At 62.5% G+C, this 26,370-nt stretch carries 24 protein-coding genes and 1 pseudogene; 15 read left to right on the top strand and 10 right to left on the bottom strand.

Annotated elements, in window-relative coordinates; translation table 11 throughout:
- Positions 1-97: 97 nt before the first annotated feature.
- The 5 genes and pseudogenes from WJU18_RS09680 to WJU18_RS09700 form a co-directional block, all read right to left on the bottom strand.
- Complete coding sequence (locus WJU18_RS09680; protein WP_423459867.1) at positions 98-643, bottom strand: cupin domain-containing protein; 546 nt, start codon at positions 641-643, stop codon at positions 98-100.
- A 31-nt stretch (positions 644-674) separates the two neighbouring features.
- The gene (locus tag WJU18_RS09685; RefSeq protein ID WP_423459868.1) at positions 675-1,874 is read right to left on the bottom strand and encodes an NAD(P)/FAD-dependent oxidoreductase; all 1,200 of its coding nucleotides are present in this window, start codon (positions 1,872-1,874) and stop codon (positions 675-677) included.
- Positions 1,871-2,209: a non-heme iron oxygenase ferredoxin subunit gene (locus WJU18_RS09690; protein WP_423459869.1), complete on the bottom strand. Its 339-nt coding sequence runs from the start codon at positions 2,207-2,209 to the stop codon at positions 1,871-1,873. Before WJU18_RS09690 ends, WJU18_RS09685 begins: the two co-directional genes overlap by 4 nt.
- 13 nt (positions 2,210-2,222) lie before the next feature.
- On the bottom strand, positions 2,223-3,158 hold the full coding sequence (locus tag WJU18_RS09695) for a phthalate 4,5-dioxygenase (RefSeq protein ID WP_423459870.1): 936 nt from the start codon (positions 3,156-3,158) through the stop codon (positions 2,223-2,225).
- 14 nt (positions 3,159-3,172) lie between these two features.
- Positions 3,173-3,445: pseudogene (locus WJU18_RS09700) on the bottom strand (Rieske 2Fe-2S domain-containing protein); the annotation flags it as partial.
- Between the two features lie 241 nt (positions 3,446-3,686).
- Here WJU18_RS09700 and WJU18_RS09705 point away from each other — a divergent pair.
- Positions 3,687-4,955, top strand: a complete 1,269-nt coding sequence (locus WJU18_RS09705) for an NAD(P)H-dependent flavin oxidoreductase (RefSeq protein ID WP_423459871.1) — start codon at positions 3,687-3,689, stop codon at positions 4,953-4,955.
- Positions 4,952-7,432, top strand: a complete 2,481-nt coding sequence (locus tag WJU18_RS09710) for an adenosylcobalamin-dependent ribonucleoside-diphosphate reductase (protein ID WP_423459872.1) — start codon at positions 4,952-4,954, stop codon at positions 7,430-7,432. Before WJU18_RS09705 ends, WJU18_RS09710 begins: the two co-directional genes overlap by 4 nt.
- A 9-nt stretch (positions 7,433-7,441) precedes the next feature.
- Here WJU18_RS09710 and WJU18_RS09715 read toward each other — a convergent pair whose 3' ends face one another.
- Positions 7,442-9,256 (bottom strand): tripartite tricarboxylate transporter substrate-binding protein, encoded by a 1,815-nt coding sequence (locus WJU18_RS09715; protein WP_423459873.1) that lies wholly within the window; start codon positions 9,254-9,256, stop codon positions 7,442-7,444.
- 108 nt (positions 9,257-9,364) lie between these two features.
- Between WJU18_RS09715 and WJU18_RS09720 the strand changes: the two genes are divergently transcribed.
- The 6 genes from WJU18_RS09720 to WJU18_RS09745 all read left to right on the top strand — a co-directional run bounded on the left by WJU18_RS09720 (position 9,365) and on the right by WJU18_RS09745 (position 13,435).
- Positions 9,365-10,369: a ketopantoate reductase family protein gene (locus tag WJU18_RS09720; protein WP_423459874.1), complete on the top strand. Its 1,005-nt coding sequence runs from the start codon at positions 9,365-9,367 to the stop codon at positions 10,367-10,369.
- Positions 10,370-10,374: 5 nt separating this feature from the next.
- Positions 10,375-11,244 (top strand): fumarate hydratase, encoded by an 870-nt coding sequence (locus WJU18_RS09725; RefSeq protein WP_423459875.1) that lies wholly within the window; start codon positions 10,375-10,377, stop codon positions 11,242-11,244.
- A complete protein-coding gene (locus WJU18_RS09730) occupies positions 11,241-11,732 on the top strand; it encodes a fumarate hydratase C-terminal domain-containing protein (protein WP_423459876.1) in 492 nt (163 codons plus the stop codon). The genes WJU18_RS09725 and WJU18_RS09730 overlap by 4 nt, the downstream gene beginning before the upstream one ends.
- Entirely contained in the window at positions 11,696-11,875 is a 180-nt protein-coding gene (locus WJU18_RS09735; protein ID WP_423459877.1) for a hypothetical protein, read from the top strand. Before WJU18_RS09730 ends, WJU18_RS09735 begins: the two co-directional genes overlap by 37 nt.
- Before the next feature lie 68 nt (positions 11,876-11,943).
- A complete protein-coding gene (locus WJU18_RS09740; RefSeq protein ID WP_423459878.1) occupies positions 11,944-12,951 on the top strand; it encodes a Bug family tripartite tricarboxylate transporter substrate binding protein in 1,008 nt (335 codons plus the stop codon).
- Positions 12,952-13,039: 88 nt separating this feature from the next.
- Positions 13,040-13,435: a RidA family protein gene (locus tag WJU18_RS09745; protein ID WP_423459879.1), complete on the top strand. Its 396-nt coding sequence runs from the start codon at positions 13,040-13,042 to the stop codon at positions 13,433-13,435.
- Here WJU18_RS09745 and WJU18_RS09750 read toward each other — a convergent pair whose 3' ends face one another.
- The gene (locus WJU18_RS09750) at positions 13,436-14,314 is read right to left on the bottom strand and encodes a LysR substrate-binding domain-containing protein (protein ID WP_423459880.1); all 879 of its coding nucleotides are present in this window, start codon (positions 14,312-14,314) and stop codon (positions 13,436-13,438) included.
- 120 nt (positions 14,315-14,434) lie between these two features.
- On the opposite strand from WJU18_RS09750, the gene WJU18_RS09755 reads away from it, so the two are divergent.
- From WJU18_RS09755 to WJU18_RS09775, 5 genes are all read left to right on the top strand, one after another.
- Positions 14,435-15,445, top strand: a complete 1,011-nt coding sequence (locus tag WJU18_RS09755) for a Bug family tripartite tricarboxylate transporter substrate binding protein (protein ID WP_423459881.1) — start codon at positions 14,435-14,437, stop codon at positions 15,443-15,445.
- A 21-nt stretch (positions 15,446-15,466) separates the two neighbouring features.
- Positions 15,467-16,645, top strand: a complete 1,179-nt coding sequence (locus WJU18_RS09760; RefSeq protein WP_423459882.1) for a M20 aminoacylase family protein — start codon at positions 15,467-15,469, stop codon at positions 16,643-16,645.
- A 45-nt stretch (positions 16,646-16,690) separates the two neighbouring features.
- Complete coding sequence (locus WJU18_RS09765) at positions 16,691-17,086, top strand: hypothetical protein (RefSeq protein ID WP_423459883.1); 396 nt, start codon at positions 16,691-16,693, stop codon at positions 17,084-17,086.
- A gap of 110 nt (positions 17,087-17,196) precedes the next feature.
- Entirely contained in the window at positions 17,197-19,266 is a 2,070-nt protein-coding gene (locus WJU18_RS09770) for a TonB-dependent receptor (RefSeq protein WP_423459884.1), read from the top strand.
- A gap of 118 nt (positions 19,267-19,384) precedes the next feature.
- Entirely contained in the window at positions 19,385-20,098 is a 714-nt protein-coding gene (locus WJU18_RS09775; protein ID WP_423459885.1) for a hypothetical protein, read from the top strand.
- Here the strand turns inward: WJU18_RS09775 and WJU18_RS09780 are convergent.
- Together WJU18_RS09780 and WJU18_RS09785 are read right to left on the bottom strand one after the other, a co-directional pair.
- On the bottom strand, positions 20,095-21,027 hold the full coding sequence (locus WJU18_RS09780; RefSeq protein WP_423459886.1) for an MBL fold metallo-hydrolase: 933 nt from the start codon (positions 21,025-21,027) through the stop codon (positions 20,095-20,097). The genes WJU18_RS09775 and WJU18_RS09780 overlap by 4 nt on opposite strands.
- A complete protein-coding gene (locus WJU18_RS09785) occupies positions 21,020-22,729 on the bottom strand; it encodes a long-chain fatty acid--CoA ligase (protein WP_423459887.1) in 1,710 nt (569 codons plus the stop codon). The genes WJU18_RS09780 and WJU18_RS09785 overlap by 8 nt, the downstream gene beginning before the upstream one ends.
- Before the next feature lie 105 nt (positions 22,730-22,834).
- Here WJU18_RS09785 and queC point away from each other — a divergent pair, with 105 nt between their 5' ends.
- Both queC and WJU18_RS09795 read left to right on the top strand, forming a co-directional pair.
- Positions 22,835-23,560 (top strand): 7-cyano-7-deazaguanine synthase QueC, encoded by a 726-nt coding sequence (gene queC / locus WJU18_RS09790; RefSeq protein ID WP_423460970.1) that lies wholly within the window; start codon positions 22,835-22,837, stop codon positions 23,558-23,560.
- A 92-nt stretch (positions 23,561-23,652) separates the two neighbouring features.
- The gene (locus tag WJU18_RS09795; RefSeq protein ID WP_423459888.1) at positions 23,653-24,192 is read left to right on the top strand and encodes an acyloxyacyl hydrolase; all 540 of its coding nucleotides are present in this window, start codon (positions 23,653-23,655) and stop codon (positions 24,190-24,192) included.
- A gap of 181 nt (positions 24,193-24,373) precedes the next feature.
- On the opposite strand, the gene WJU18_RS09800 is transcribed toward WJU18_RS09795, so the two are convergent.
- Positions 24,374-26,359, bottom strand: coding sequence for a peptidase U32 family protein (locus WJU18_RS09800; RefSeq protein WP_423459889.1), 1,986 nt, complete (start codon positions 26,357-26,359; stop codon positions 24,374-24,376).
- Between the last annotated feature and the right edge of the window lie 11 nt (positions 26,360-26,370).

The raw sequence follows: 26,370 nt of genomic DNA on the forward strand, positions 1-26,370 counted from the left end.
CACAACGAACTTGAAAAAAGGGGCGTCCGAAGGCGCCCCTTTTTCGCGCCTCCTGGCGCACGTTGCCAGTAGGTTGCAGTCTGACGCCGTATCGCTTTTATTTCTCGAACGTCAGCAGTGGCCCGCAGTTTTCTTCCGTCACGTAGACTGCCATGATTTTCGCGTGTACCGCGGGATCGGGGTTTTCGGCGAACAGGTGCAAGGCGCCAGGAGGTTCGAAGAAAGTTTGGCTCTTGCCATAGTTGGCGGCTGGTGAGCCGGCAATTTGGGAGCGGACAGTGCCTTCCAGCACGACGACCGAAACGGATCCCGGGTGGCGGTGAGCCGGCGTATGCGCCAGCGGCGGAAAATCGACGAGCTGCGTCGTGATGGATTTTCCTGGAACGTGCGGCAAGGGCTCGCACGAGAGGATCTTGGATGAGGTCACGGGCCGGGATGCCTCCGACGAACCGGCAGGTGCGGGGGCCGACATGAACATCGGCCGACTGACCGAGGAGCAGACGTCGGCGAACCAATCGACGGCTCCTTGCTTTTGGGTGGACGGCAGCAACCCCCAGCCGACCGCAAGAGCAGCGGAGAGACCGATGGCGCCGAGCGCAAGTGGCTGGCGCGTATGGAAGGGCAGACGTTGAAGGACTCTCATATGATGCTTTCTGTTCAGGCTTTGTGATGGTTCAATGGCTTGAAAAGCCATGTTGCTGCAGCGCTGCCTCGTCCAGGAGGGCCTGTTCGCCGAGCAGCTTGCGCAGGCGCCGCATATCCCGCGCGCGATTGATGCCGACGGCACCAACGACCGCACCGCCGCGCAGATGGATACTCAGCCTTTGAGGGCCGTCGCTTTGGCTGGAGATCACGGTGTTTCCCTTCAATGGCGAACCCACCACCTGAAGGTTTATTCCGTACTGATCAGACCAGAACCAGGGCACGGACGCAGGGCCTTCGCCGGCAACTCCTGCGATATGCGCCGCTGCCGCCTCACCTTGACGGTTGGCGTTGTCCCAGGTCTCGATACGCACCGATTCGCCATGCCACGCGCACGTCTGCTCGGCAACGTCGCCGGCCGCGTAAATGCCGGAAATGGAGGTGCGGCCATGCCTGTCGATCACCACGCCGTTGCGAACGTGCACGCCGCATTGATGCGCCAGTTCCACATTCGGCGCAATGCCGATGCCCGCAATCACGGCGCCGACTTTCAGGCGGCTGCCATCGGACAAGTGCGCATGCTCGGCAAGGCACGAGCCTTCAAGGCGCTCCAACGTGGTGCGAAGCCGAATGGCCACGCCGCGGGATGTATGCAGGCTCTGCATCCACTCCGCATCGGCTGTCGGCAGCGTTCGCGAGCAAAGGCGGTCGCCCCTCTCCAGCAGTACAACCTCAATACCCGCTTCCCGCGCCCCCGCAGCGACTTCCAGGCCGATCCAACTACCGCCCACCACCAACAAGGCTTGGCCTTTGGCGGCGCAGTGGTCCAGAGAGCGCCGGAGCGCCCCGGCATCGAGGGCCGTCCGCAGGCAATGAACGTTGGCCAGATCGCTGCCGGGAATGCTCAGGCGGCGCGGCCGTCCACCTGTGGCCAACAACAGAGCTTCATATGGCAATACCGTGCCGTTCGCGCAGGTCACGGTTTTGGCGTTCGGGTCTATCGATGTTGCTGATGAGTCGAGCAGCATGCGCTCATTGGATTGCCTGCCAGGTGCAATGCATCGAAGATCCTGCTCGATACGCCAGAGGTACTCCTTGGAAAGAGGAGGGCGCTCGTACGGCAAATGGCTTTCGTCGCTGACCAGTACCACCTGGCCGGCATGGCCCAGCTCCCGCAACTTGCGAATGGCGGCCCCTGCCGCTTGCCCGCCGCCGATGATGACGATGCTCATGGCGCCGGCTCGGTGACGGGGAGTTCCACCAGCACACCGCCGTCTTCCACGCGGACCTGGTAAGTGGCCAGATCGGTCGTGCCGACCGCGCGGCACTTGCCGCTGCGGATCTCGAAGAGCGCGCCATGCAGAGGGCATTCGACGACATCGCCTTCGATATATCCTTCTGACAGCAGCGCGTAGGCGTGCGTGCAGACGTCATGCGTGGCATACACGCCGTCATCCAGGCGATACAGGGCAACGGGAATGCCGCCCAGCCTTACCCCCTTGGGTTCACCGGTGCGGATGTCGCTTTCGGCGCAGGCCAATACCCACTGCTTCGCTTCGGTATTCACGATGAACTCCTGCTCAACGGGGAAGAACGCGCCAGTCGTCTTCCACCGACTTCATCCGGCCGCCAGTGGCGGTTATGCCGGAGTAATCGCGTGAGCCGGATTGGGCGCTGATGGGCACTTCGCCTGCGATGAACTTTTTTACCGACTGCATCAAGTGGCGGCGCAGACGAACGATGGCCTGGTCAGCGGAGCAAAGATATTCCTCCGAGCGGTCGACGATCGGTCCCATGCTGGCCTGGGTGACGAAATCCTCGATCACTATGTCGGTGAAGCCTGTGTGATTGCCGTTCGCCATGAGCCGGCGGTCCTGGCCCCAGTGCTGATCGGCGTCGTTCACGATGCCGCCCGCCATCGGCCAGGTATTGGCACGCTGAGTGCGCTTCATCGAATCGGTGGGCCGCTTGGTGTTGTAGTAGATGTACCACTGGATCAGGTGCTCATCGTCAATGGGCACGGCGATGATCACGGTACGGTCTTGATCGTCACCGGTATTGATCGGCGGAATGAGGCCGTAGTAGGGCATGATGAATTCGGTGACGCGCGCCAGGCATTCGCCGTCGGGGCCCTCCCGTAGCGCCGCGGCGCGGTAGCCGTAAGGCGTATCGTCGAATTTGTAGCGCACGGCGTTGCTTACTCGCGTGGCCGCCATATCCATCTGCGAGTGGGACAAATGGCTTTGGTGGAGCACGGCAATATGCGAGGAATCGATGGTCGCCTCTACGCCTTGCAACCAGTTGGAATTGAGCTCCAGGCCACAGGCGTAGGCCTGGTTGGCCGGCAGCCCCATAAACTCGAAATTAGGTGGCGGCGGGGGTTCACCTTCGCCGAGCCACGTCCACACGAGGCCGGCGCCTTCCACTGTGGGGTAATGATGGACGTTGACTGTCTTGCGGAAGCCCTCCGGATTGGCGGCCTCGTTGGGCACCTCCAGAACTTCCCCGTGACGCACATCTTCCAACCATGGAAGATGCAGCGTAGCGCATTGTCTTCGTTGCGCGCGAGTGCCAGCGACACACCGCGGTGCGGACACGCTTCGTTGAGAAACCCGACTCGGCCGTCATGTGTGCGGTAGGCGACATAGCGCTTGCCAAACAGCTTGACGCGTACCGGTGCGCCGCCCGTTTCCAGGCGGGAAGAGAGAACGGCTGGAACCCAGTAGTGCTGCCGCAGCATTCGTCCCATGGGCGCATCGCCTTCCACCCTGGTCAGCAGATCGTTGTCTTCTTTGGTCGTCATGTGTACTCCGGTACGGTGTTGTAGATGATTTGGTAAGTTTTCCAACTATCTTTCTAAGAAGATAAATTGTCAAGACTCTAAGGGTTTTCCTTAGCAAGCGTTGCAGGGCTCCGTTCGGCCTTCAGACGATTGCATTAGCGGATTTCGGGGCTTTCATGCGGGCGCTTGACTTGAGGCAAGGCTGTTTTGAAAGCGAAGGGGTAGCCTGCGCACCGTTCTTTGTTCGGGTTCTGCTTTTTCCATGACCTCACCGATTCCCTGTGCTGCAGCTTCGCGCGTCAACTCCTCTGTCTCAGGACACCTCGAACGGTTGTGGTCGCTGTGCCGAACCTCGGCACTTGCGCCTTTGATATTGAAGGGCCGTTCGCTCTTGCCGGTGGTTCAGGGCGGCATGGGCGTGGGCGTATCGGCGGGCGGACTCGCAGGGGCGGTGGCGCGCTTGGGGAGCCTTGGCACCATTTCTTCCGTCGATCTGAGACGCTTGCATTCCGATCTCATGGCGCAGACCGGTCATCTCGCGAAAGAACCTGATGCTGCGGAACGCATCAATGCCGCCAACGTGGAGGCGCTCAGGCGTGAAATACGGCGCGCGCGGTCGATCTCGGGGGGCAGCGGCGCGATCGCTGTCAATGTGATGAAGGCACTCAGCCAATATGAGGCCTATGTCCGCTGCGCTCTGGAGGAGGGGGCCGATGCGGTGGTGGTCGGCGCTGGTTTGCCGCTGGATCTGCCAGATCTTGCCAAGGATCATCCCGCCGCGGCGTTGATCCCGATCCTCTCCGACGCGCGGGGTGTTCAGTTGCTCGTGCGCAAGTGGGAGAAAAAAGGCCGCTTGCCGGATGCCATCGTCATTGAGCATCCGCGGTTGGCAGGCGGGCACCTCGGGGCCGCGAGGATGGCGGATCTGCGGGATCCGCGTTTTGACTTCGAGAATGCCATTCCCGCCGCACGGGAATTCTTCAGAAGTGCGGGTATCGAGCGCGAAATTCCATTGATCGCCGCAGGGGGAATCAGCTGCCGGGAAGACATTCAGCGCCTGCAGGCCCTGGGCGCTGCGGGCGTCCAATTGGGTACGGCTTTCGCTGTCACAGAGGAGTGTGATGCCGCACCTGAATTCAAGCGTATATTGGCTGAAGCGAAGCCTGAAGATGTAGTAGAGTTCGTCAGCGTAGCTGGGTTACCGGCGCGCGGCGTTCGTACACCGTGGCTGGAAAAATACATTCGTATCGAGTCGAAACTGAAGGCTGCGGCTCACGTCAAGAAACAATGCAACATGGCCTTCGATTGCCTGGCACACTGTGGTTTGCGCGATGGCGTGGCCGCCATGGGCCAGTTTTGCATTGATCAGCAATTGGGCCACGCATATGCTGGTCATACCGACAAAGGCTTGTTTTTCAGAGGGGCTGGGAGCCTGCCTTTCGGATCGCGAATTGCAACAGTGCAAGAATTGATGGTTTGGCTGCTCGGCGCGATGACGCCGGCAGCAATATTCCCGGAGTTCACCACATGAAAAGAGACACCCTGCCAAACGCGCAGGCCCGTCTGGCCGTTCAACCCATCAGCCGTGATGTGCTGGCCGAGAAATACTTCAAATCAGGCGAAACCAGCCTCGAGCAGCTCTACGGCCGTGTGGCCCGCGCGCTGGCCTCGGTAGAAAAACCCAAGCTCCGCACCGAATGGGAGCAGAAATTCCTGGCCAATCTGCACGCGGGTGCGATTGGCGCCGGCCGCATCATGAGCGCGGCGGGCACCGATATCCAGGCCACGTTGATCAACTGCTTCGTACAGCCCGTGGGCGATGCCATCCAGGGCGTGGATGACGAAGGTTATCCGGGTATCTACGAAGCGCTGCGCGAAGCCGCCGAAACCATGCGCCGCGGCGGCGGCGTGGGCTATGACTTCAGCCGCATCCGCCCCAAGGGTGCCTATGTCAAGGGCACCGCCAGCATGGCCAGCGGGCCGTGCAGCTACATGAACGTGTTCGATCAGTCGTGCTCCACGGTGGAGAGCGCGGGTGCGCGGCGTGGCGCGCAGATGGGCGTGCTGCGTGTCGACCACCCCGATGTACTCGAATTCATTACTGCCAAGCGCACGCCGGGCCGCTGGAACAATTTCAACGTGTCCGTCGGCGTGACCGATGCGTTCATGAAAGCCGTGGCGGAAGGCGCCGAGTGGGAACTGGTGCACAGCGCGCTGCCCGGCCCGAAACTGATCGAGGAAGGCGCGAGCCAGCGTGCCGACGGCCAGTGGGTGTACAGCAGGCTGCCCGCGCGCGAGCTGTGGGACACGATCATGAAGTCGACCTACGACTTCGCCGAGCCGGGCATCCTCTTTCTGGATCAGATCCGGCGCGACAACAACCTGAACTACTGCGAGCGCATCGAGGCGACCAACCCCTGCGGCGAGCAGCCGCTGCCGCCCTACGGCTGCTGCGATCTCGGGCCGATCATCCTCACCAACTTCGTGCGCCACCCGTTCGGCGAAGGCGGCCAGCCGGCTTTCGATTTCGATGAGTTCGAGAAAGTCGTGGCCACGCAGACGCGCGCGCTCGACAATGTGCTTGACGTCACTTTCTGGCCGCTCGAACAGCAGCGTGCTGAAAGCGCGGCCAAGCGGCGCATCGGCGTCGGTTTCACCGGCCTGGGCAATACGCTGGCCATGCTGGAGTTGCGCTACGACAGGCCTGATGGCCGCGAAATGGCCACGCGCATCGCGCGCCACATGCGCGATGCGGCTTACCGAGCTTCGGTCGGGTTGGCTCAGGAAAAAGGCGCGTTCCCCAAGTTCAATGCCGATGGCTATCTGGCCGAAGGCACTTTCGCCAGCCGCCTGCCTGAAGACATTCAAGCCAGTATCCGCCAGCACGGCATCCGCAATAGCCACCTGCTCTCGATCGCGCCCACGGGCACCGTGAGCCTGGCGTTTGCCGACAACGCGAGCAACGGCATCGAGCCGCCCTTCAGCTGGACCTACAAGCGCAACAAGCGCGAAGCCGACGGCAGCCGCAGCGAGTACACGGTGGAAGACCATGCGTACCGCCTGTACCGCTCGCTCAACCGGGGCGACACGTTGCCTGAGTATTTCGTGAGCGCCCTGGAAATGAGCGCGGCCGATCACGTGGCCATGATGGAAGCGGTGCAACCCTTCGTGGACACCAGCATCAGCAAGACCGTCAACATTCCGGAAGACTACCCCTACGATGATTTCAAGGACCTGTACCGCCAAGCATGGCGGGCTGGCCTGAAAGGGCTGGCAACCTATCGTCCAAACAGCATTCTCGGCGCCGTGCTGGAAGCCACGCCGGTGAACAAGGACGCGGGCAAGCCCGCAGAGGCATCGCCTGCGGTTGCGGCACCTGCCATGGCTCAGCCGCCGGTCGATCCCATGCGCACGGTGATCGAAAAGCGTCCCTCGGGCGGCCTGCCCGCGATCACTGAGAAGATCGAATACTGGACAAGCGAAGGCCAGCAACGCTTGTACCTGATCGTGTCTTTCCTGCCCGTGACCACACCCGATGGCCACAGCGTGGAGCGAGCGATCGAGTTCTTCATGCCGGTCGGCCAGAGCGGTGAATCGCAGCAGTGGATCACGGCCACCATGCGCATGCTCAGTCTGGCTGCGCGCGGCGGTTTCCTGGACCGCGCGCTTTCCGACATGCGCAAGGTCACATGGGACCGTGGTCCGGTACGCCTGGGCACCTATGAGAAGCCCGACGGCACGCACGTGCCGCGCTGGCACGACAGCGAAGTGGCCGCCATCGGCTACGCCATTGAGAACCTGATTGCCCAGCGCGCGCAGGCAGCGCAAGGATCGCTGTTTGATGTGGAAGAGCTGCCTGCTACCGAACCCAAGGTCGAACCCTCCACTCTGGTGTCTCCTTCGGCCATGGCTGGCAAGAAATGCCCCGAGTGCGGTGCCCATGCCATGATCCGCAAGGACGGCTGTGACTACTGCACGCAGTGCGGTTACATGGGCAGCTGCGGGTAAGCTTTAGCTTCAAACCAACAGAAAGAAGGCGAAGCCTTCAACTCCTTCGAGAAGGGTTGAAGGTTCGCCATTTTTTTGCTCGGACCGAATGAACTCGGCGTAGAAGGGGCCGCTTTGCAGGTCGGGTTTGACACCCAGTTGTTCGAATCGATCTGCGATCTCTGCGGACCGAAGGGTATCGGTGATGGCGCCGGACAGATGCGTGAGCACGTGTGCGGGCAAGGATGCAGGGGCCATGAGACCGTAGCCGTGATCGGTTGCCAAGCCTTGCAAGCCCAGTTCATTGGCGCAGGGGACTGTGGGTAACAGGGGGCATCGCTCGGAACCTGCTACCACAATGGCACAGCCCTTCTGGTTTTGAATGACTGGCAGAACCCCGACCGGTTCACCAAAAACCAAGTCTACTTTTCCGCGCATGAGGTCTTTTACCGCCGGCGCGAGTCCGTCATAGAGTTCGATCTGCAACGATATCCGGGCCAGTTCCTGGAACCGCTCCGCAAGGGTTCGGCTGCTTCCGTGCCCCGCTGCCGCGATTCGAAGGCCTCGGGGGTGGAGCCTTGCGTGAGCCAGCAACTCGCGGAGGTTGGCCGCCGGTAAGTGTTTCCCAGCCACCAGCACCGAGGGTACGCGGACAAGGCCACCCAGGAAGGTAAGGTCCTTGAAGATGTCGACGAAGCCTTGCATTTCACCGCCCTCGGTAAAAACCGTGGTTCCGCTGCCTGCAATACCAATGGTGTACCCGTCTGCTTCGGATCGGGTCAGTTCGTGGACCCCTTGCGCACCGCCCAGTCCGACGGTGTTCTTGATCACGACCACCTGGCGAAGGTGGCGGGAGAGGACTTCTCCGAAGGTACGTCCGTATCGATCAACGGGACCTCCTTCAGGAAACGGAATCAGCACGGTGAGCGGGCGTTCCCGTTCCGGGTTATCCGCCCCAGATCCCGAGGCTCGCCGGATGATCAACTCATGGAGCTTTTGAGCCGCTTCCGAGAGGCTGCTGCCTTTGCGCTGCGTGAGCACGATATCTCTCATGGGAGAGGGGTCCAGTTCGACGGCCTTCAAGCGCAGCTGTTTGGGCAATGGCAACCGGCTGGCGGGCAATATGGCGACGCCAAGGCCTTCTGCCACCATTTCCATGGCTGTAGCGGCCAGTGTGACTTCTTGCGCGGGTTCCACGGCCACGCCATGGCCACGCAGAAGGCTGTTCAATCCGGATCGTCCGCCCAGTGCCGTAGCCAGGAGAATCAGGCGCTCGAACCGTAGCTGAGTGAGTTGCACCATCTTCCGGCGTGCAAATGGATGGTCGTGCCGGCAGATCAACATGAACTGGTCGCGCAGCACTCGGGTTTGAATCAAGTCCGTGAGCCGCTCATCTCCTACTGCAAGAGCGAACTCCACTATTCCTCGCCGGACGCTTTCCACGGCGGAAGGCTGAGGTTGTTCCCGAAGTTGAATTTGCAGATCAGGGTATTGCCTGGCGGCGTCTGCCAAGCATTGAGACAAAAGCCGCCCGGACAGATGAGGGGTACAGGCCACCTGGACCACTTTCTGTTGAATCGCGCCAGCGGAGCGCGCCTCCACCAGTACGGATTCAAGCCGGTCCAGCGCATCTTTCAACGGAACCATCAGAGCCTCGCCCGCCTGGGTCAGGCGAACGCGCCGAGTGGACCGCTCAACCAGTTGAGTTCCCAGTGATTCTTCCAGGGCTTTGACGCCCTGGCTCACGGCAGACTGGGAAAGCCCGATGGCTTGAGCAGCCTCGCTGAAGCTGCCGTGTTCAGCGACTGCCAGGACCACACGAAGCTGGCGCAACGAGACGTGCATGGAATTGGTTTATTAGATTAACTGATAAGTCTATCTCGATTTCGCGTTTTTCAAACGCGGCGTCTGCAACTCTAATTTCGTATTCGCTTTGTCTTGCCAAAAAAACACATGAATGGAAAAGGAATCCGTGTCTGCGTTCTGGGCGCTGGCGCCATAGGGGGCTACCTCGGTATCCCTATTGCCAAGGCTGGCGCAGAGGTCAGTGTGCTCGCCAGAGGCGCCACGCTGGCCGTGTTGCGGCAATCAGGCTGGACTTTGGAAAGCGGCGAGGACATTAGCACCGTGCACGTCAATGCGGTGGAAGCAGAGGGAATCGCCAGCCTCGGCCCGCAGGATGTCGTGGTCATTGCGGTGAAAGCTTATGCCCTGGCGGATGTCGTGCATCTGGTGCCACCGCTGCTTGGTCCGCACACGGTTGTCGTACCGGCGCTCAACGGTGTTCCATGGTGGTTCACGCATGGCCGTGCGGAACCCGCGCTGGCGCAACCTCTTGCGGCACTCGATCCGGCGGGGCGCATCTCCGCGATGATCCCCGGCCATCAGGTCCTGGGCGCTGTGGTTTATCCCGCCTGCTCAACGCCAGAGCCTGGTGTGGTGCGGCACGCTTCCGGATCGCGCCTGGTCTTTGGGGAAATTGCAGGTGCTTCCTCGACTGAAAGGCTGAGCGGCTGGGTGAATCTCCTCAGGCAGGCGGGGCTTGATGCGTTCGCATCCTCCGATATCCGCGCCGAAGTCTGGATGAAGCTGCTCGGCAATGCCTGCTTCAACCCTGTCAGCGTGCTGGCGGGGTGTTCCACGGATCAGCTCATAGATAACCCGGCCATCTTTGAGCTGTTTTGCGCCTTGATGGAGGAAACGCTGGCAGTAGGCCGCGCGCTGGATATTCCGCTGGGCGTGACACCGGCCGAACGCATCGCCGTGACTCGCAAATTAGGGAACGTCAAGACTTCCATGTTGCAAGACGCGGAGGCGGGAAAGCCCCTGGAGGTCGAGGCGTTGATCGGTGCGGTCGTGGAGATCGCAAGGCGTTTGGGCGTGCCCGTTCCACGCGGCGAAGCACTCTATGCACTCACCAAGATGCGCGCGCACGTGCTCGCGCGGCAAGCTCTATAGAAACCATGTCCATTTCACCTGAACTCATCAAGACGGTGACCGCCGATCTCTACGACCGGTCGCTCCGCGGCGTGCCCAAGGATACGCATCAAGCTCTTGAAGCAGCGGCATTGAGCGATTCCAGTGAAACAGCGCGTCACACGTTGCGCCTCATGCTGAAGAGTGCGGAAACAGCAGAGCGGACAGGCCATTTCGTCTGCTCCGATGCCGGTGTTCCGGTGTATTTCGCGCGGGTCGGCACTCAAGCAAGGTTCAGCGGAGATGTGCGCCAGGCCATACAGGATGGTTTTGCGGAACTGGTGAACCGTATACAACCGCCTCTGCTTCCTCACGTCACCCATCCCTTGACCTTGGAGCGCGGCTACGCAGGCAAGGGCATGCCGATCACGACATTCGATATGGTCGACGGCAGCGACTGCCTGGACATCACTTGCAGCCCCAAGGCATTGGGTTCGGGGCGCTGGGCTGCGCTCGAGATCTTCAGCTTTCCCGATTTGGCCACCATTGAGCGGTTTGTGATGGAGACTGTGATGAAGGCGGGGTCCCAACACTGCCCTCCGGTGGTCATCGGCGTGGGCATAGGCGGGAGCTTCGACTATGCGGCGAAGCTGGCCAAGGAGGCCACGCTTCGTCCCATTTCTCAGCCGCACCCGGAACCTATGGTGGCGGCCATGGAGCAAAGGCTCAACGCCGCGGTCAACAAGACGGGCTTTGGCCCCATGGGCACAGGCGGCAGCACGACCGCCATGGCAGTGCATGTGGAGTATGCGGCAGGCCACGGCTTTGTGCCTGTGGCCGTGGCCTTCAATTGCTGGATCAACCGGCGCACACGGGCGCGCATATACAACGACGGACGCGTGGAGATCGTCGAATGAGCATCACCACTCATCGCATGCAGTTTCCCCTGTCGCGCGAGGATGCCTTGCGGTTGCGCGCAGGTGACCAGGTCATCATTGACGGTGAGATCGTGATCACGGCCGGTTTGCCCACGCATCAGCGCTTGGTAGCCGCTTTGGGAGGGGCTGAGCCGCTGCCCATGGATCTGTCCGGCGAAAGCCTGTTCCATCTCGGCAGCTACAGCAGGGAAGTGGAGGGCAAGTTCAAGGTCGACTACATGAACCCTACGACCAGCACCCGCTTCAATCCCTATATGCCTACCCTGATTCGAGGGTTGCAACTCCATGCCGTAGGCGGCAAGGGCGGACTTGACAGCACCTGCGTGCAGGCACTGCGTGAAGTAGGGGGGTCTATTTGTCGTTTCTTGGCGGCGGGTGTGCGCTCTTGTCGAGTGCGGTCAAGGAGGTCATGCAGGTGGGGTGGCCGGACATGCTCATTCACTACCGGCTGGTACGCCTTCGCGTAGAGGGTCTGGGTCCGCTGACCGTGGGTATTGATGCGCACGGCAGCAGCTGCTTCGAGATGGCTCGTGAGCAAGCCGCGGAACGGTTTGACGGCATCTTGAATGAGCTCGCGGCGGCCCGTGCGGAGGCCTCCCATCTTTCCTGACACGTGCGGAGGTTTTGGCTGCGTGTCGCTTCTTCATTTCTGATGTTCTTTCAAAACGACAGGAGACAATGGTGCAATCCATACAACTGCTTACCCGACGTTCCGTAATCGCGCTGGCAGGAGGGGTTACTGCCGGCGGCGTGCTTGGACTCCCCACGGCGGCGCTTTCGCAGACGGCATCCTGGCCGAGCCGGCCTGTGCGTCTAGTCGTGCCATTTGCCGCTGGGGGGCCCGCAGACATCCTGGCGCGGTTTCTCGCGGTACGTCTGGCGCGTGAACTGGGGCAACCTGTCGTTATTGATAACAAGGCAGGCGCGGGCGGAACACTGGGGGCCGCTGACGTGACCAAGTCGACAGACGGGCACAGCCTCCTGTTTTCATCGACAGGTGCGCTTACAGTCGTGCCGGCGGTTTCGACCAATATGACCTATAACCCCGAGACTGACTTGGCGGCGGTGGGGCAGGCTGTAGTGACGCCGCAGGTGATTGTGGTCGCCAGCAGCAGCCGCATCACCACGTTGCGAGAGTTGATCGCGGCAGCCAAGGCTGCGCCCGGGAAACTCAATTTTGCCTCCGCCGGCAACGGCACCACGACACAACTAGGCGCTGAACTTCTCAAACGGGAGGCCGGTGTCTTCATGACGCACATCCCCTACCGGGGTGCGGCACCAGCTATCGTTGACGTGATGGCTGGGAACGCAGATTTCCTTGTGGCGGACGTTCCTGGCGTAATGCCGTTCATCGCAGGAAACAAGCTGCGCGCCCTGGCCATCGCCGCGACCCGCCGATCCGAGGCGCTTCCGCAAGTCCCCACGACAGCGGAGATGGGCCTGCCCGAGGTGCTCAGCTCTACCTGGTATGGCGTGATGGCACCTTCCAAGATGCCGGCAACTGCCATCGCCAGGGCGAACGAGGCACTCAATCGTGTGCTTCAGTTGCCCGATGCCGTGGCGTTCTTCAAGGAGCAGGGCGTCACCCCTGTCGGCGGGACGGCACAGGAGTTCGCCCGGTTTATTCAAAGCGAAAGCAAGAAGTGGGGGAGTCTGGCCAAGTATGCGGGCGTCACGATGAACTGAAGAGGCTCAGGTTGCCGGGCCGCGTCAATGCCCGCGAACACGCCATTGGTCAATCATCTCGCGTGACGAGAAAAGAGATAGGGCATTCATGAGAAAGCAAGTACTCTACAGCGACCGCGTTCCCAGATCAGCGTCTCCTCATTGCCATGGTGTGCTGGCCGGAGGTTGGGTGTTCGTTTCGGGTATTCCGGGATTCGAAGGCGGAAAGCCTGAAGTGAGATCGGGTGACTTTGCCGCCCAAATGCGTGCATGCCTCACCAACATAGGCTACATCCTTGAAGAGGCACGTTGCGGCTTCGACGACATTGTCAAGGTCAATGTCTTTCTGGACCGGAGAGCTGACTTTCAGGCCATGAACGACATCTATCGGGAGTTTTTTGGCACGGACCCCTTGTCCTGGCCTGCCAGAACCACGGTGGAGGCGCGCCTTCCCCGACCCGACTTTCTTCTTGAGATTGAGTGCGTTGCTATCCAGCCGGACTGATCAGTGCAGCACTGAACTCATCAGGCTACGCAGGACGGGTATATAAAGCCCCTCAGATTTGTGCGCCAGCGTGATGTGGCCAAAGCGTGCATTGGCATCAAGCGGCGGATATACCGGGACTTCATGAAGCGCTGGCGCTGCCGCGCGGATGGCCAGGAGTACGGTATCTGTGCGTTCGGTGACGCTGATCAGATGCGCGATTTCGTCGCTCGTGTATTTCACCAGCACCTGCGGGTGCGCTTTTTCTCCGTAGCGTTCCACCAGAATGCGAGCCAGTTCGTCGCTCAAGGGGGTAGAGGCTATGGGAAACTTCTGCAATTGATCGAAGCGTATTCTGGTGCGATTCGCCAGGGGATGTCCTTGACGCACCATGAAGCACCCTTTCATCTCTGACAGATGGTCGACGCGCAGATCGGCGGCCGGCCGCAGGGAGCGTATATCGACCACCATGGCGTCGATCTGCCGGTCGCGCAGCATCTGCGTCAAGGTTTCGGTGTTGGCGCGCACGAAATCGATGTGTACCTCGGGAAAGTGCTGCGCGAAATGGGCCATCAAGGGCGTCGTCAACATCATTCCCGGGCCGGAACTCAAACCCAGCCGCAAGCGGCCGCGGGCCTTGCTGTCGAGCACTCTTCCTCCATGCCGCAGCAGTTCCGCGTCTTCGATCAGCAACTCGGCCCGCTGCAGCGTCTCCCGGCCGAAAGGCGTCAGTTCGATGCGCCTGCCCACGCGGTCGAAGAGCAATTGGCCGAGTTCTTCTTCCAGCGACTTGATGCTGCGGCTCAGTGCCGGCTGGGTGATGTGCAGCAGGTCCGAGGCCTTCACGAAGGAGCCGGCCTTGGCGAGCGTCGCGAAGTGCCGCAGTTGGATCAGGGTCATGGCAGAGGATGGCAATCCATGAGTTTCAGGTTATCAATCAGGCATTGACAATGCATTGGACTGCATTTTGAGCTAGTCCTACCATCAGCGGCAAATTTTTGACAACGCTAGGGGACACTCATGAATTGGCTGCTCAAGGCTCGACCCGTATCCACATTCCTATCCGCATCCGTATTCGCGGGTGCTCTGCTGGCCGGAGGCTCCGCCCTGGCCCAGAGTTTCCCGAGCAAACCTGTCAGCCTGGTCGTGCCGTATCCGGCAGGGGGCGTATCGGACGTCATCGCGCGCAGCCTGAACAACACCTTGGCCAAGCACCTGGGCCAGCCGGTCCTCGTCGAGAACCTGGGGGGCGCCGGCGGCGGCATCGCGGCGCAGAAAGTCCTCAATGCGCCGGCCGATGGCTACATGATTTTCCAGGGCTCCCCCAACGAACTGGTCCTGTCGCCTCTTACCAATGCCGCCATCAAGTACAAGGCCGAGGATTTCCGCCTGGTGCAGATGATCACGATCAACCCGCTGGTCATGCTGGCGCGCAAGGACCTGCCGGCCTCCAACGGCGATGAACTGATGGCCTATGCGCGCAAGACGGCTGCCGAAGGCAAGCCCATGACCTATGCCAGTGTCGGCCCGGGATCGCTCTACCACTTGCTGGGCGCCCACATGTCGCAACTGACGGGGGTGCCCATGACCCATGTGCCCTACAAGGGCGGTGCGCCCGCGACGCAGGATCTGCTGGCCGGCCAGGTCGACATTTTCATGACGCCGTACAGCAAGAGCCAGGTGGCGATGGTCGAGGAGGGCAAGCTCAAGGCGCCCGCGGTGCTTTCGGCCGAGCGCCAGGAAATGTTCTCCAAGGTGCCCACGCTCAATGAGAGCAAGGCGCTCAAGGGTTTCGTGTTTGAAACCTGGGCCGGCTTCTTCGTGCGCAAGAATACGCCGGAGCCTGTCGTGCAGGCCTTGCATAAGGCGCTCAGCGAGGTAGCCAGCGACCCGGCGGTGCGTGCGGCGCTGGAGGCACAGGCCATGATCGTTCCACGCCCGCTGGGCTTGTCCGCCCTGGACAAGCTCTACGCTGACAATACGGCCCGGTACCGCGCCATCGCCCGCGACATGCATCTGCAACCACAGTAAGCGGTGGCGGGAGATTCGACAGTGCAAGCAAGCTACCTGGGCCAGGCGATTTCATCGCGCGTGGGTGAGTTCATCGAGTTGCGGCGCGACATCCACGCGCACCCTGAACTGCCTTTCGAAGAACATCGGACATCCGCGCTGGTGGCGCGCAAGCTCGGCGAATGGGGGTATGAGGTGACCTGCGGGCTGGGCGGCACCGGCGTGGTGGGCCGTTTGAAGCGAGGCGAGGGCCATCGGTCGCTGGGCATCCGTGCGGACATGGACGCCCTGCCCATCGCCGAAGAGGGCTCGCGGGAATGGCGTAGCCGGCACCCGGGGGTCATGCACGCCTGCGGCCACGATGGGCATACCGCCATTCTGCTGGCCGCCGCGAAATACATCGCCAGGCAGGCCGATTTCAATGGAACGCTGAACCTTATCTTCCAGCCTGCCGAAGAGGGGGCCGGCGGGGCGGTGAAGATGATCGCCGACGGGTTGTTCGAGCGCTTCCCCTGCGACGCGGTTTTCGCCCTGCACAACATGCCGGGGATCGAGGCGGGCAAGTTCGTCTTCAGGACCGGCCCTGCCATGGCGTCCAGCGACGATGTCTTCATTACGCTGGAGGGCGTTGGCGGACATGGCGCCATGCCGCATACCTGTGCCGACCCCATCGTGGCCGCCTCATCCATCGTGATGGCCCTGCAGACCATCGTTGCCCGCAACGTCCCTCCGCTCAGGACGGCCGTCGTGACCGTTGGCGCGCTCCATGCGGGCCAGGCCAACAATGTCATCGCACCGCAGGCGACCATGGCCCTGAGCGTACGCGCCCTGGACCGCGAGGTCAGAGACCTGCTCAAGGCGCGCATTTTCGAGCTGGTGGAGCAGCAGGCCGCCAGCTACCGGGTCAAGGCGCGAGTCGACTGGCGGGATGGCTATACAGTGCTGGTCAATACGCCGCGAGAGACGGCATTGGCTACCCAGGTGGCGCTGGATCTGTTCGGCCCCGAGCGCGTGGTGGCACAAGGCGAACCCATGACCGCCAGCGAAGACTTCGCCTTCATGCTCGAAAAAGTGCCGGGCAGCTATCTGCAGGTGGGCAACGGTGCTGCCGGTTCCCCTGGTGCCTGCATGGTACACAACCCAGCCTACGACTTCAACGACGATCTGATCGAACCGGCGTCCCGGTTCTGGTTCAAGCTGGCCGAGAATTTCCTGAAGTGAGTTGATTTTTGCGGCAGGGCTTGACGCATCCGCTACATTGGAGTCATGCGTTCCCGCCTGACACCGCTGCGCCTCTGGCTGCTTCTGCTCGCCCTGCTGGGCGCGCAGGCGCTGGGGTTGGTGCACGGTGTTCTGCATGCGTACGACGCATTCCCGGCCTCGGTCCGCACGGTCATCACCAGGGCCGCGCAGCCGGCCGGCACACAAGCGCTGCCGGCCGATGCGGCGCGAAGTTGGCTTTCGCATGTGTTCTCGGATCACAGCGCGGGCCAATGCCGGCTGTTCGATCAATTGGCCCATGGCGACCAGGCGCCTCTGCCGCCGGCGCCAGCGCTGCCCGCGCATGCCGCAGCACCAGGCGAATCGTGCTGGCCGCCGGAACTTTGGGTGGCCGCCGAGCCCACCCCATTCGACGCACGAGCTCCGCCAGCGCAGGCCTGAACTCGTCATTTGCGGGCCCGATACCAGCGGTCCCTTCTTTTTCCTTGGTTTCCCCGGCTGCCCATGCGGCAAGGGGAGGCTTTGCGTCGTCGAAATTCCTGAATCCATCCATGAATCCTTCCATTCCTTTTTCGCAAGGGGCGCTTGGCGCGGCCGTGTTGCTGTGCGCCTTGAATGCCACGGCGCAGCAGACCGGTGCACCGCTCGGTGAGGCGCCCACGCTGGGCGAGGTCACCGTGACCGGCAATCCCTTGGGCTCGGAGCAGACCGTCGCGCCCGCCAGCAGCCTCGCGGGCGACGACCTGCTGCTGAAACAGTCGGCCACGCTGGGCGATACGCTGCAGAATCTGCCGGGCGTGTCGAGCACCTATTTCGGCCCCAATGCCGGCCGCCCGGTGATCCGCGGCCTCGACGGCGACCGCATCCGCGTGCTGCAGAACAGCGGTGCGACCGTGGACGCATCGGCCCTCAGTTACGACCACAACACGCCCATCGATTCACTGGCCGTCGAACGTGTCGAGGTGCTGCGGGGGCCCGCCGCGCTGCTGTATGGCGGCAGCGCCGTGGGCGGCGTGGTGAACGTGCTTGACAACCGCATTCCCAAGGTCCCGGTCGCCGGACCCGAAGGCGGATACACGGGCCGAGCCGATCTGGGCTACGCGAGCGGCAACAAGGAAAAAAGCGGCGCCGTGCTGTTGGAAGGCGGCACCGACCGCTATGCCTTGCATGTGGATGCCTTCGCACGCGACAGCGGCGACGTGGCGGCGCCGATCGAGCTGCCTTGCACGCGCTCGGGCGAGCCGAGCCTGGCGCGGCGCATCTGCAATTCCGCGAACCGGGCAGAGGGCGGGGCTGTCGGCGGCACTCTGTTTTTCGATCGCGGCTACCTGGGCGCTTCAGTGGCTGGCTACAGCAGCCGCTACGGTACGGTGGCTGAAGACGATGTGCGCATCGGCATGCGCTCCACCCGCACCGCGCTGGAGGGCCTGTACCGGCTGCCGGGCGGATGGCTGGAAAGCGTGAAGGGACAACTTAGCTACGCGGACTACCGCCACACCGAATACGAAGGCGAGGAGGCGGGCACCGTATTCACCAACCGCGGCACGGACCTGCGCCTGGAAGCGCGCCACCGCCCGTTTGGGACGTTGCAAGGGGTCTGGGGCCTGCAATGGGAAGATACACACTTCGAGGCATTGGGTGACGAGGCTTTCGTGCCCCCCAGCCACACGCGCTCAGTGGCGCTGTTCGCGCATGAGGAGTTGGGGTTCGGCTGGGGCAAGCTCCATTTCGGTGCGCGTGCCGAGAGCGTGCGCGTGAACACGCCGGGCGCGGACGACGACCGCTTTGCCGCGGATTCCAGAAGCTTCCATCCGGGCAGCGTGGCGTTTGGCGGGCTCGTGAACGTGGCACCCCAATGGCAACTCACCGGCAACCTGGCCTATACCCAGCGCGCGCCCAAGGACTACGAACTGTTCGCCAACGGCGCGCATGTGGCCACCGGTACCTGGGAGCTGGGTGATCCCCATCTTGGCCTGGAAAAATCCACGGGCATCGACGTGGGCGCCAAGTGGCAGGACGGCCCGCACCGTTTCGCCGTCACGGCCTTCGCCAGCCGGTTTTCCAATTACATCGGGCTGATGAACACCGGGCGCATGGCGGGAGAGGATGACGAGGCCTTGCCTGAGTATGCCTATGCGGGTGTGAAAGCGCGCTTCGTGGGGATCGAGGCCAGCGGCACGGTTCGCCTGATGGGGCCGGGCGCGGTCGCGGAGGCGGCACGCGGTAACGGCCACGTACTGGATCTCGATCTGCGCGCCGACATGGTGCGTGCCACCAACCTCACATCCGGTGAGCCCTTGCCCCGCATCGCACCGGCTCGCGTGGGCGCTACCTTGCGTTGGGCGCAAGGGGCATGGGGCGCGCGGCTCGGCTTCGACTATGCAGCCGCCCAGAATCGCGTTCCAGAGCCTGACCGCACCACCGGCGCCTATACGTTGTGGAATGCGGCGCTCACGTACAAGCAAAAGCTCGGCCGCACCCAACTGCAATGGTATGCCCGCGTGGACAACCTGACCAACCGGCTGGCCTACAGTGCGACGTCGGTCTTGACCACCACGGCGTTTCCCAGAGCGCCGTTGCCAGGACGCAGCGTGCGCGTAGGGGTACAGGCCATGTTCTGACACCGATGCGGGCTGCCGTTCCAGGCCCTGTGGTGTTGGTGTTGCGTGCAGGATGCAGAGCTCTCGTCAATATGTGACTTTTTGCATAATATCTTGTCTTTCGAAAGAAGGTGTATCCATGCATTCGAGAGGCATCTTGCGCGCTTTGGCTGCTTTTCGCGGCCGGCACGGTTGGGTTGTGGTGCTGGCGGCGGTGGCTAGCCCAGCGGCATGGGCACAGTCCCAGCCCACGGGCGTGACTTTGGCATGCCCCGGCATGGCCCCTGGTACCGGCGTTCAGGCGGATCTGAGCACGCAGCCGAACCGATGGGGCATCAGCACCAATCAGGCGCCTGCCGAGATCGCCGCGACTGGTGCGTCCGATGAGTATTGGGGAAGCATCGCGGGTGCGGCATGGATCGGGGATTCCACACATAACGGCGCCCCCAGCTTCCCAACGGCCATCACCTATTCACTGAAGGTGACGGCCAACGACCCGCGCATTGTGCCGGGGTCGGCCAAGATCAGCTATACCTACACTGTGGACGATTCCGTGACGAGCGTGGCATGGAACGGTAACGCGCTAGGGTTCAACCCAAGCACGAGGTTCACGACACTGCCTTACGACTATCCTTCGACGGCGGTGCCGCTGAACCCTGGTGCCAATACCTTGGTCTTTGGCAGCACCAATGGAGGCAATCCATACGGTTTGATCGCCAGGGTGACGCTGACCTTCGATTGCTCCGCCGGGGCTGTGGCGTCAGTGCCCGCCAATGGGCCTTGGACCTTGGCTGCGCTGGCCGCCGTCCTGGCTGCGGCAGGGGCCGGCATGGCCAAGCGTAAACGCCGCTAGGCGGCTATTCGGTACAAACCCCGTTCATCCATCCGCACACGCTCGTTCGCCATCATCTCGTCCAGATGGCGCGCGATGGTGCGGTGCTCGGCCATGACCACCCAGGGCGCTTCAAAGCCGGGCGGGTAGAGCAGCCGTTTTTCCACCAGTTCATCCAGGGTTTGAGGCGCTTGCCTCAGGTAGGCCAGCAAGCGCTCGTTGCGCTCGTCGAACTTGGCCGCGAAGGCGGCAAGATCGGCCAGGAAGCGTTCCCTGTCGGTATAGACACCGCGGTGATGGGAGGTGACCCACACCTTGGCCGGAATGTCGGGCAGCTTCTTCAAGGTATGGCGGAACGCTTGCAGGCTGGAGCCGGCATCGCCGTAATAGGGGCCGAAACCCGTCAGGTCGATGTCGCCGATGAAGGCCACGCCTTCGGGTTCTATCAGCAGCACCGTATGGCCTGCGGTGTGCCCTGGCATGTGGAAGGCGCGGATCCGTGAGCCGCCCAGTTCCCAGGTGGCGCCGTCTTCATAACCTTGCGCATCGGGCCGGGGCGCGTAGAAGAACTTGCGCTGAAAATAGGCTAGGGTCTCGTCTTGCGCATTTTTGTCCCGGGCGCCCATGACCGCGGCAAAACCTTCCCAGCTCTGCACGGCGGGCAAATCGTCCATGGGGGCGTACACCTGCGCTTGAGGCAGGCGGTGCAGGCCCGCCATATGGTCTTCGTGTACGTGCCCCAGGACCACCAGTTCGGTGGCATCGAATTCCGGCCCGATCACGTTCGAGACGATCGGGGTGTCGAGTGCCGTGAGCGTGTCCGATCCCCGGATGAGGACTTGGTTGCCGTCCGGGTACTTGCCGCTTTTGTCGCCCAGGAACACCGAGACGCGGCCCAGATCGAACCGGCTGACCGTGCCGGCATGCGGCTGGTGCAGAGCGTCAGCCATGGGTGCCGCCAGCGCTTTCCTGTTCCAGCAGGTGGCGCCACATCACCTTGCCGCTGCCGGACTTGGGCAGGGCTTCCACGAATTGCACCACGCGCGGCACCTTGTAGGCGGCCATGTGTTCGCGGCACCACGAGATGACGTCTTCGGCGGTCGTGTTTTCGTGCCCTTTCCTGAGCACGACGACGGCCTTCACGCTTTCTCCCCGGTAGGCATCCTTGGTAGGAATGATGCAGGCCTCCTGAATGGAGGGATGGCGGAACATCAGCGCTTCGACTTCGGCGGGCCAGACCTTGAAGCCGCTGGCGTTGATCATGCGCTTGAGGCGGTCGGTGATGAAGAAATAGCCGTCTTCATCCACATGCCCCAGATCGCCGGAGCGGAAGAACCGTTTGCCCTCGATCTCGATGAACACCTGTTCCGTGGCTTGGGGCTGCTGCCAGTAGCCTTCGAAGATCTGGGGGCCATGCATCACGATCTCGCCGGTTTCACCCTGGGGCAGTTCCGCGCCTGTTTCCGGATCGATGATGCGCGAATCCACGCCCATGAAAGGAATGCCCAGGCATTGCTGCTTGGGCCGGTCGTGCGGATTGCTGTGCGACGGCGCGGCGGTTTCCGTCAGGCCATAGCCTTCGCAGAAGCGCAAGCCATATTGCTCGAACAGGCGCTGGGCCACGGCTTGCGGCATGGCCGCGCCGCCGCCGCCGATGTATTTGAGGCTGGAAAGATCGAATGAATCCAGGTTGGGGCTGCCCAGCAGATCGATGATCATGGTGGGGATGTTGGTCCAGTTGGTGATCTGGTAGCGCGAGATTTGCCGGCCAGCCAGTTCCCGGTCCCAACGCGGCATGATGACGAGGGTGGCCCCCAGGAAGATCGCCGTGTGCAGTACCGACACCATGCCCGTGATGTGGAACATGGGCACCACACCCAGCACCACGCTTTCACTGGTGCCGGTGCCCCAGTAGCTGCCGGCCACCGCATTGTGGTTGAGGCTGCGGTGCAGGTGCACGCAGCCCTTGGGGTTGCCCGTGGTGCCGCTGGTGTAGGGCAGCGCGGCCATGTCGTCCCGGCCGACGGTGTGCGGGGGCGGGGTATCGGTGCAGGCCAGGGCATCGGTCCAGGCATGGACCTGGCCGCCTTCCAGCCCGGCGGGTTCACGCCTGGTCAGCAGCCACTTGCTCCAGGCCTCAGGCGGTGCATCGTCGCCCTTGATGTCCGCGTCGAAGGCGTCGGTGAATTGGGAAGCCACGAGGTGCTGCAGCCCCTGGCCGGCGGGCAGGCCGTTGCTGGCCTTGGCCAGTTCGGGCGCGAGATCGGCCGTGGTGATGGCTACTTTGGCCCCGGAGTCGGTGATGTAGTGCTTCAGCTCCTCGGCCATGTTCATGGGGTTGACCGGCACCACCACGGCGTTGGCGCGCAGGATGGCGTAGTGGGCCATGACCAGCTGCGGCGTGTTCTGCATCATCAGGATGACCCGGTCGCCCTTGCTCACACCCAGGCGGTGCAGGTAGGCGGCCAGGCGCTCCGTGCCGTCGCATAACTCGCGGTAGGTGGTGGTACGGCCCAGGAATACCAGCGCTGCCTTGTCGGGGTAGCGCCGGGCATTGACCGCGAGGTTGTCCCAGATGCTGGTCGCGGGCGTGGTGATGGCATATGGAAGCCGGGCAGGCCAGTGGGCGTAGTGAGCTTGGTGATCAGGCATGGTCAAGACAGCTGTTGGCGGTAACAGTCTAACCAGTCTGTTGGCCTCGTCCAGGAGAAGTGGTCCCCTAGGCGACGCATTCAGTGACAGCGCTACCATTGCATGATGCACACCAGCGCCCTTGTTCTGTTCTCTGGCGGCCAGGATTCAACCACCTGCCTGGCCCATGCGCTTGCGCGCTATTCACGCGTGGAGACCATCGGTTTCGATTATGGCCAGCGCCATCGTGTCGAACTCGATGCGCGCCTGGTGGTGCTGCGGGAGCTGCGCGCCCGCTTTCCGGCCTGGGAGGGGAAACTGGGCGACGACCATATGATCGACGTCGGTGTGCTGGGGCAGATCAGCGAAACCTCCCTCACACGCGACATGGCGTTCCAGGTCGAAGCCTCGGGCCTGCCCAACACTTTCGTGCCCGGGCGCAATCTGGTGTTTCTCACGCTGGCCGGCGCGCTGGCCTACCGGCGCGGCCTGCAGGCGATCGTGACCGGGGTCTGCGAGACGGATTTTTCGGGCTATCCGGATTGCCGCGACGACACGATGAAAGCCATGCAGCTGGCGCTGTCCCTGGGAATGGACAAGCGCTTTCTGATCGAGACGCCGCTCATGTGGATAGACAAGGCGGCCACCTGGCAGCTGGCGCATGATCTCGGCCAGCAGGCCGATCCAGCCGGGGGCGGCGATGCGCTGGTTCAATTGATCACCGAGCATACGCACACCTGCTATCTGGGCGATAGGGGGCAGCGCCATGATTGGGGCTACGGTTGCGGGCAGTGCCCGGCATGTGCGCTGCGGGCGGGGGGATGGCAGCGATGGCACAATCAGTCCCATTAGCTGAAAGCACCCGTCATGACGCAAGCCGGAAAATCCATCCAACACCATAAAAATCTTCTTCCTCCGCACGCCACTCATGGACGCGTGCCGTTTTGCTCACCGGCGCCTTGCTCGCCGGACATGCGAGTGTTTCGGCGCAAACCTGGCCGCAGGCTGCTCCCCAAGGCGTGGATTGGCAACTGTCGTATGGCAAGAGCAATAAAGCCGACGTCAAGAAGGTGGGCGTGATCGCCGGCTGGCACCATGGCACTCCCTTGTGGCAGGGGGATCAGTGGCGCTTGGCGCTGCGCCATGAGTTGGAACTGGCCTATTGGCGCGTGCCGCAGGCGCAGGACATCGTGGAGGCCGGTTATTCGCCTTTTCTCCGCCTGGAGCGGCCCGTGGGCGGCTCGGGCCTGGTCTTCGCGGAAGCTTCCATCGGCGTGCGCCTGCTCTCCCATGTCCGCATAGCGGATGATCACACGCTTTCCAGCGCGTTCCAGTTCTCCGACCAACTCGGGTTGGGTTATCAGTGGGGTGCTGAAGGCCGGAATACCTTGGGGGTGCGCTTCCAGCATATTTCTAATGCGGGTATCAAGAAGCCCAACCCGGGGATCAATTTCACCCAGGTCTACTACCGGTACCGGTTCTAAGGCATCTTTGATTTAAGTCGCGACAGGTTTTTCCCCGTCATTCCCGCGCAGGCGGGAATCCAGCGACAGCGCTAACTGGATGCACTGGATTCCCGCCTGCGCGGGAATGACGGTTACTTGTTATCGTTACTCGTTATCAATACCTAGCCTGGTATCGTTCCCAGGGGCTGGCCCCGCACCTTCAGGGGTGCGCGTGGCTTGCAGGCATGGTGCGGTAGAACACCAAGGCTTGCTCGGCCGCCTCGCGCGCGCCGGCCTGGAGCACGCCGCGCTTGATCTTGCCGACGACATGCATTTCGCAGGGCTTGCAGTCGAAGCGCAGGGTGAGTTTTTCCTTGCCATTGACCAACTGCAGGGGCTCGGCCTTGATGGTGCCCTTGACGCCAATGACGCCCTTGGCCTGCTTGGGGCACAAGCTCAAGGAAAAGCGCACGCAGTGCTTGGTGATCATGAGGCTGACTTCGCCTTCTTCCTCCTGGCTTTCGTAGGCGGCATCAATCACCTTCACGCCATGCCTTGAGTAGAAGTCGTGCGCTTTCTGGTTGAAGACGTTGGCCAGATAGCTGAGCGTGTCGTCAGGATAGGGCACAGGCGGCTGAACGGGCGTGGCGCGCGGCAGGCGCTCCCAGGCGGCGGCACGTGCGGCCTCCAGCGCGGCCATGGCGTCCCGGCGCAGTGCATTGGCGGTGCTGGCGGGCACGAACCAGGGCCGGGGCAGATCCACCCGGATGTCGATGGGCGCAAAGTGGGTTTCACCCAGCCGGCCCATCGCTTCGCGCAGCTTCAGGGCCGCGCCTGCTTCGTCCTTGGGAGCGGCCCATTCCAGGGCCACACGTGATTCGCCGGCATGGCCGTCCTCATCGGTGACGGTGAGCCGAAGGCCGCCTTCGCATTCGGCCAGGTGCAGCCATGCGCCGATACGGCGGTCGGAGGATTTTTTCTCCAGCGTCCGCACCCAGTCCATGCTGCGGTTGCGGTGAATGGTGGTGCCTTTGCGCAGGTCGTGCAACGTGGCCATGGCGTCTTTGGGGAAGACGCGCCACAAGCCGCTTTGCATGTCTTCCACCCGGTTGGTCTGCGCGCCCACCAGCGCCTTCTGCTGATTCCAGTAGCACAGGCCATCGCCATTGGAGAGCTTCAACTGCGGATCGTCGGTGCGCAGCTCGAAGTGATCGGATGCCACGCGGGTGACGAAGCCGATGGGCTGGCCAGGGTTCTTGGGCGTGTCGAAGGCGCCGATGTCGGCCTGGCGGCCATTGACGAAATAATCGGTGAACTCGCGATTGAAGTTCTGCAGCGGATCGGGCGTAAACCCGAAAGACACTTGACCGCTGGAGGCGCGCGCCAGCTCGGGGCGCTCTTCCAGAATTTCATCGAACAGGCGGCGGTAGTGGGCCGTGATGTTCTTCACATAGCCCATGTCCTTGTAGCGGCCCTCGATCTTGAAACTGCGCACACCCGCATCGATGAGGGGGCGCAGATTCAGGCTCTGGTTGTTGTCTTTCATTGAAAGGACATGTGCATCGTGGGCCACGAAGCGGCCCTGGGCATCGAGCACCTGGTAGGGCAGGCGGCAGGCTTGCGAGCAGTCTCCGCGGTTGGCGCTGCGGCCGGTGTGGGCATGGCTGATGTAGCACTGGCCGCTGTAGGCCACGCAGAGCGCGCCATGAATGAAGAATTCGATGGAACAGCGGTCCGGATCGAGCGCGTCGCGGACACCGGCGATTTCCTGCAGCGTCAGTTCGCGGGCCAACACGATCTGGGACAGACCCGCGTCTTGCAGGAACCGCGCTTTCTCGGGCGTTCTGATGTCGGTCTGGGTGCTGGCATGCAGTTGGATAGGGGGCAGATCCAACTCCAGCAGGCCCATGTCCTGGATGATGAGGGCATCCGCGCCGGCTTCGTACATCTGCCACGCGAGGCGGCGCGCAGGTTCCAGTTCATCGTCGCGCAGAATGGTGTTGAGCGTGACGAAAATGCGTGCATCGTAGCGGTGCGCGTGCGCGGCCAGGCGGGCGATGTCGGCCACGGAGTTGCCGGCGCTGGCGCGCGCGCCGAAGCCTGGGCCGCCAATGTAGACGGCGTCAGCGCCGTGCTGGATGGCTTCGATGCCGATATCGGCGTCGCGCGCGGGGGCAAGCAGTTCGAGCTGGTGAGCGTGGGGCATGGGGGCGATTA

Source organism: Ottowia sp. VDI28 (assembly GCF_049532675.1).
In the GTDB taxonomy this organism is placed as follows: domain Bacteria; phylum Pseudomonadota; class Gammaproteobacteria; order Burkholderiales; family Burkholderiaceae_C; genus Ottowia.

Excerpts from the sequence above, each read along its gene's own strand:
- WJU18_RS09680 (WP_423459867.1), bottom strand. The coding sequence starts at position 643 with ATGAGAGTCCTTCAACGTCTGCCCTTCCATACGCGCCAGCCACTTGCG.
- WJU18_RS09685 (WP_423459868.1), bottom strand. The coding sequence starts at position 1,874 with ATGAGCATCGTCATCATCGGCGGCGGGCAAGCGGCAGGGGCCGCCATT.
- WJU18_RS09705 (WP_423459871.1), top strand. The coding sequence starts at position 3,687 with ATGACCTCACCGATTCCCTGTGCTGCAGCTTCGCGCGTCAACTCCTCT.
- WJU18_RS09710 (WP_423459872.1), top strand. The coding sequence starts at position 4,952 with ATGAAAAGAGACACCCTGCCAAACGCGCAGGCCCGTCTGGCCGTTCAA.
- WJU18_RS09715 (WP_423459873.1), bottom strand. The coding sequence starts at position 9,256 with ATGCACGTCTCGTTGCGCCAGCTTCGTGTGGTCCTGGCAGTCGCTGAA.
- WJU18_RS09720 (WP_423459874.1), top strand. The coding sequence starts at position 9,365 with ATGAATGGAAAAGGAATCCGTGTCTGCGTTCTGGGCGCTGGCGCCATA.
- WJU18_RS09725 (WP_423459875.1), top strand. The coding sequence starts at position 10,375 with ATGTCCATTTCACCTGAACTCATCAAGACGGTGACCGCCGATCTCTAC.
- WJU18_RS09730 (WP_423459876.1), top strand. The coding sequence starts at position 11,241 with ATGAGCATCACCACTCATCGCATGCAGTTTCCCCTGTCGCGCGAGGAT.
- WJU18_RS09735 (WP_423459877.1), top strand. The coding sequence starts at position 11,696 with ATGCTCATTCACTACCGGCTGGTACGCCTTCGCGTAGAGGGTCTGGGT.
- WJU18_RS09740 (WP_423459878.1), top strand. The coding sequence starts at position 11,944 with ATGGTGCAATCCATACAACTGCTTACCCGACGTTCCGTAATCGCGCTG.
- WJU18_RS09745 (WP_423459879.1), top strand. The coding sequence starts at position 13,040 with ATGAGAAAGCAAGTACTCTACAGCGACCGCGTTCCCAGATCAGCGTCT.
- WJU18_RS09750 (WP_423459880.1), bottom strand. The coding sequence starts at position 14,314 with ATGACCCTGATCCAACTGCGGCACTTCGCGACGCTCGCCAAGGCCGGC.
- WJU18_RS09755 (WP_423459881.1), top strand. The coding sequence starts at position 14,435 with ATGAATTGGCTGCTCAAGGCTCGACCCGTATCCACATTCCTATCCGCA.
- WJU18_RS09765 (WP_423459883.1), top strand. The coding sequence starts at position 16,691 with ATGCGTTCCCGCCTGACACCGCTGCGCCTCTGGCTGCTTCTGCTCGCC.
- WJU18_RS09770 (WP_423459884.1), top strand. The coding sequence starts at position 17,197 with ATGAATCCTTCCATTCCTTTTTCGCAAGGGGCGCTTGGCGCGGCCGTG.
- WJU18_RS09775 (WP_423459885.1), top strand. The coding sequence starts at position 19,385 with ATGCATTCGAGAGGCATCTTGCGCGCTTTGGCTGCTTTTCGCGGCCGG.
- WJU18_RS09780 (WP_423459886.1), bottom strand. The coding sequence starts at position 21,027 with ATGGCTGACGCTCTGCACCAGCCGCATGCCGGCACGGTCAGCCGGTTC.
- WJU18_RS09785 (WP_423459887.1), bottom strand. The coding sequence starts at position 22,729 with ATGCCTGATCACCAAGCTCACTACGCCCACTGGCCTGCCCGGCTTCCA.
- queC (WP_423460970.1), top strand. The coding sequence starts at position 22,835 with ATGCACACCAGCGCCCTTGTTCTGTTCTCTGGCGGCCAGGATTCAACC.
- WJU18_RS09800 (WP_423459889.1), bottom strand. The coding sequence starts at position 26,359 with ATGCCCCACGCTCACCAGCTCGAACTGCTTGCCCCCGCGCGCGACGCC.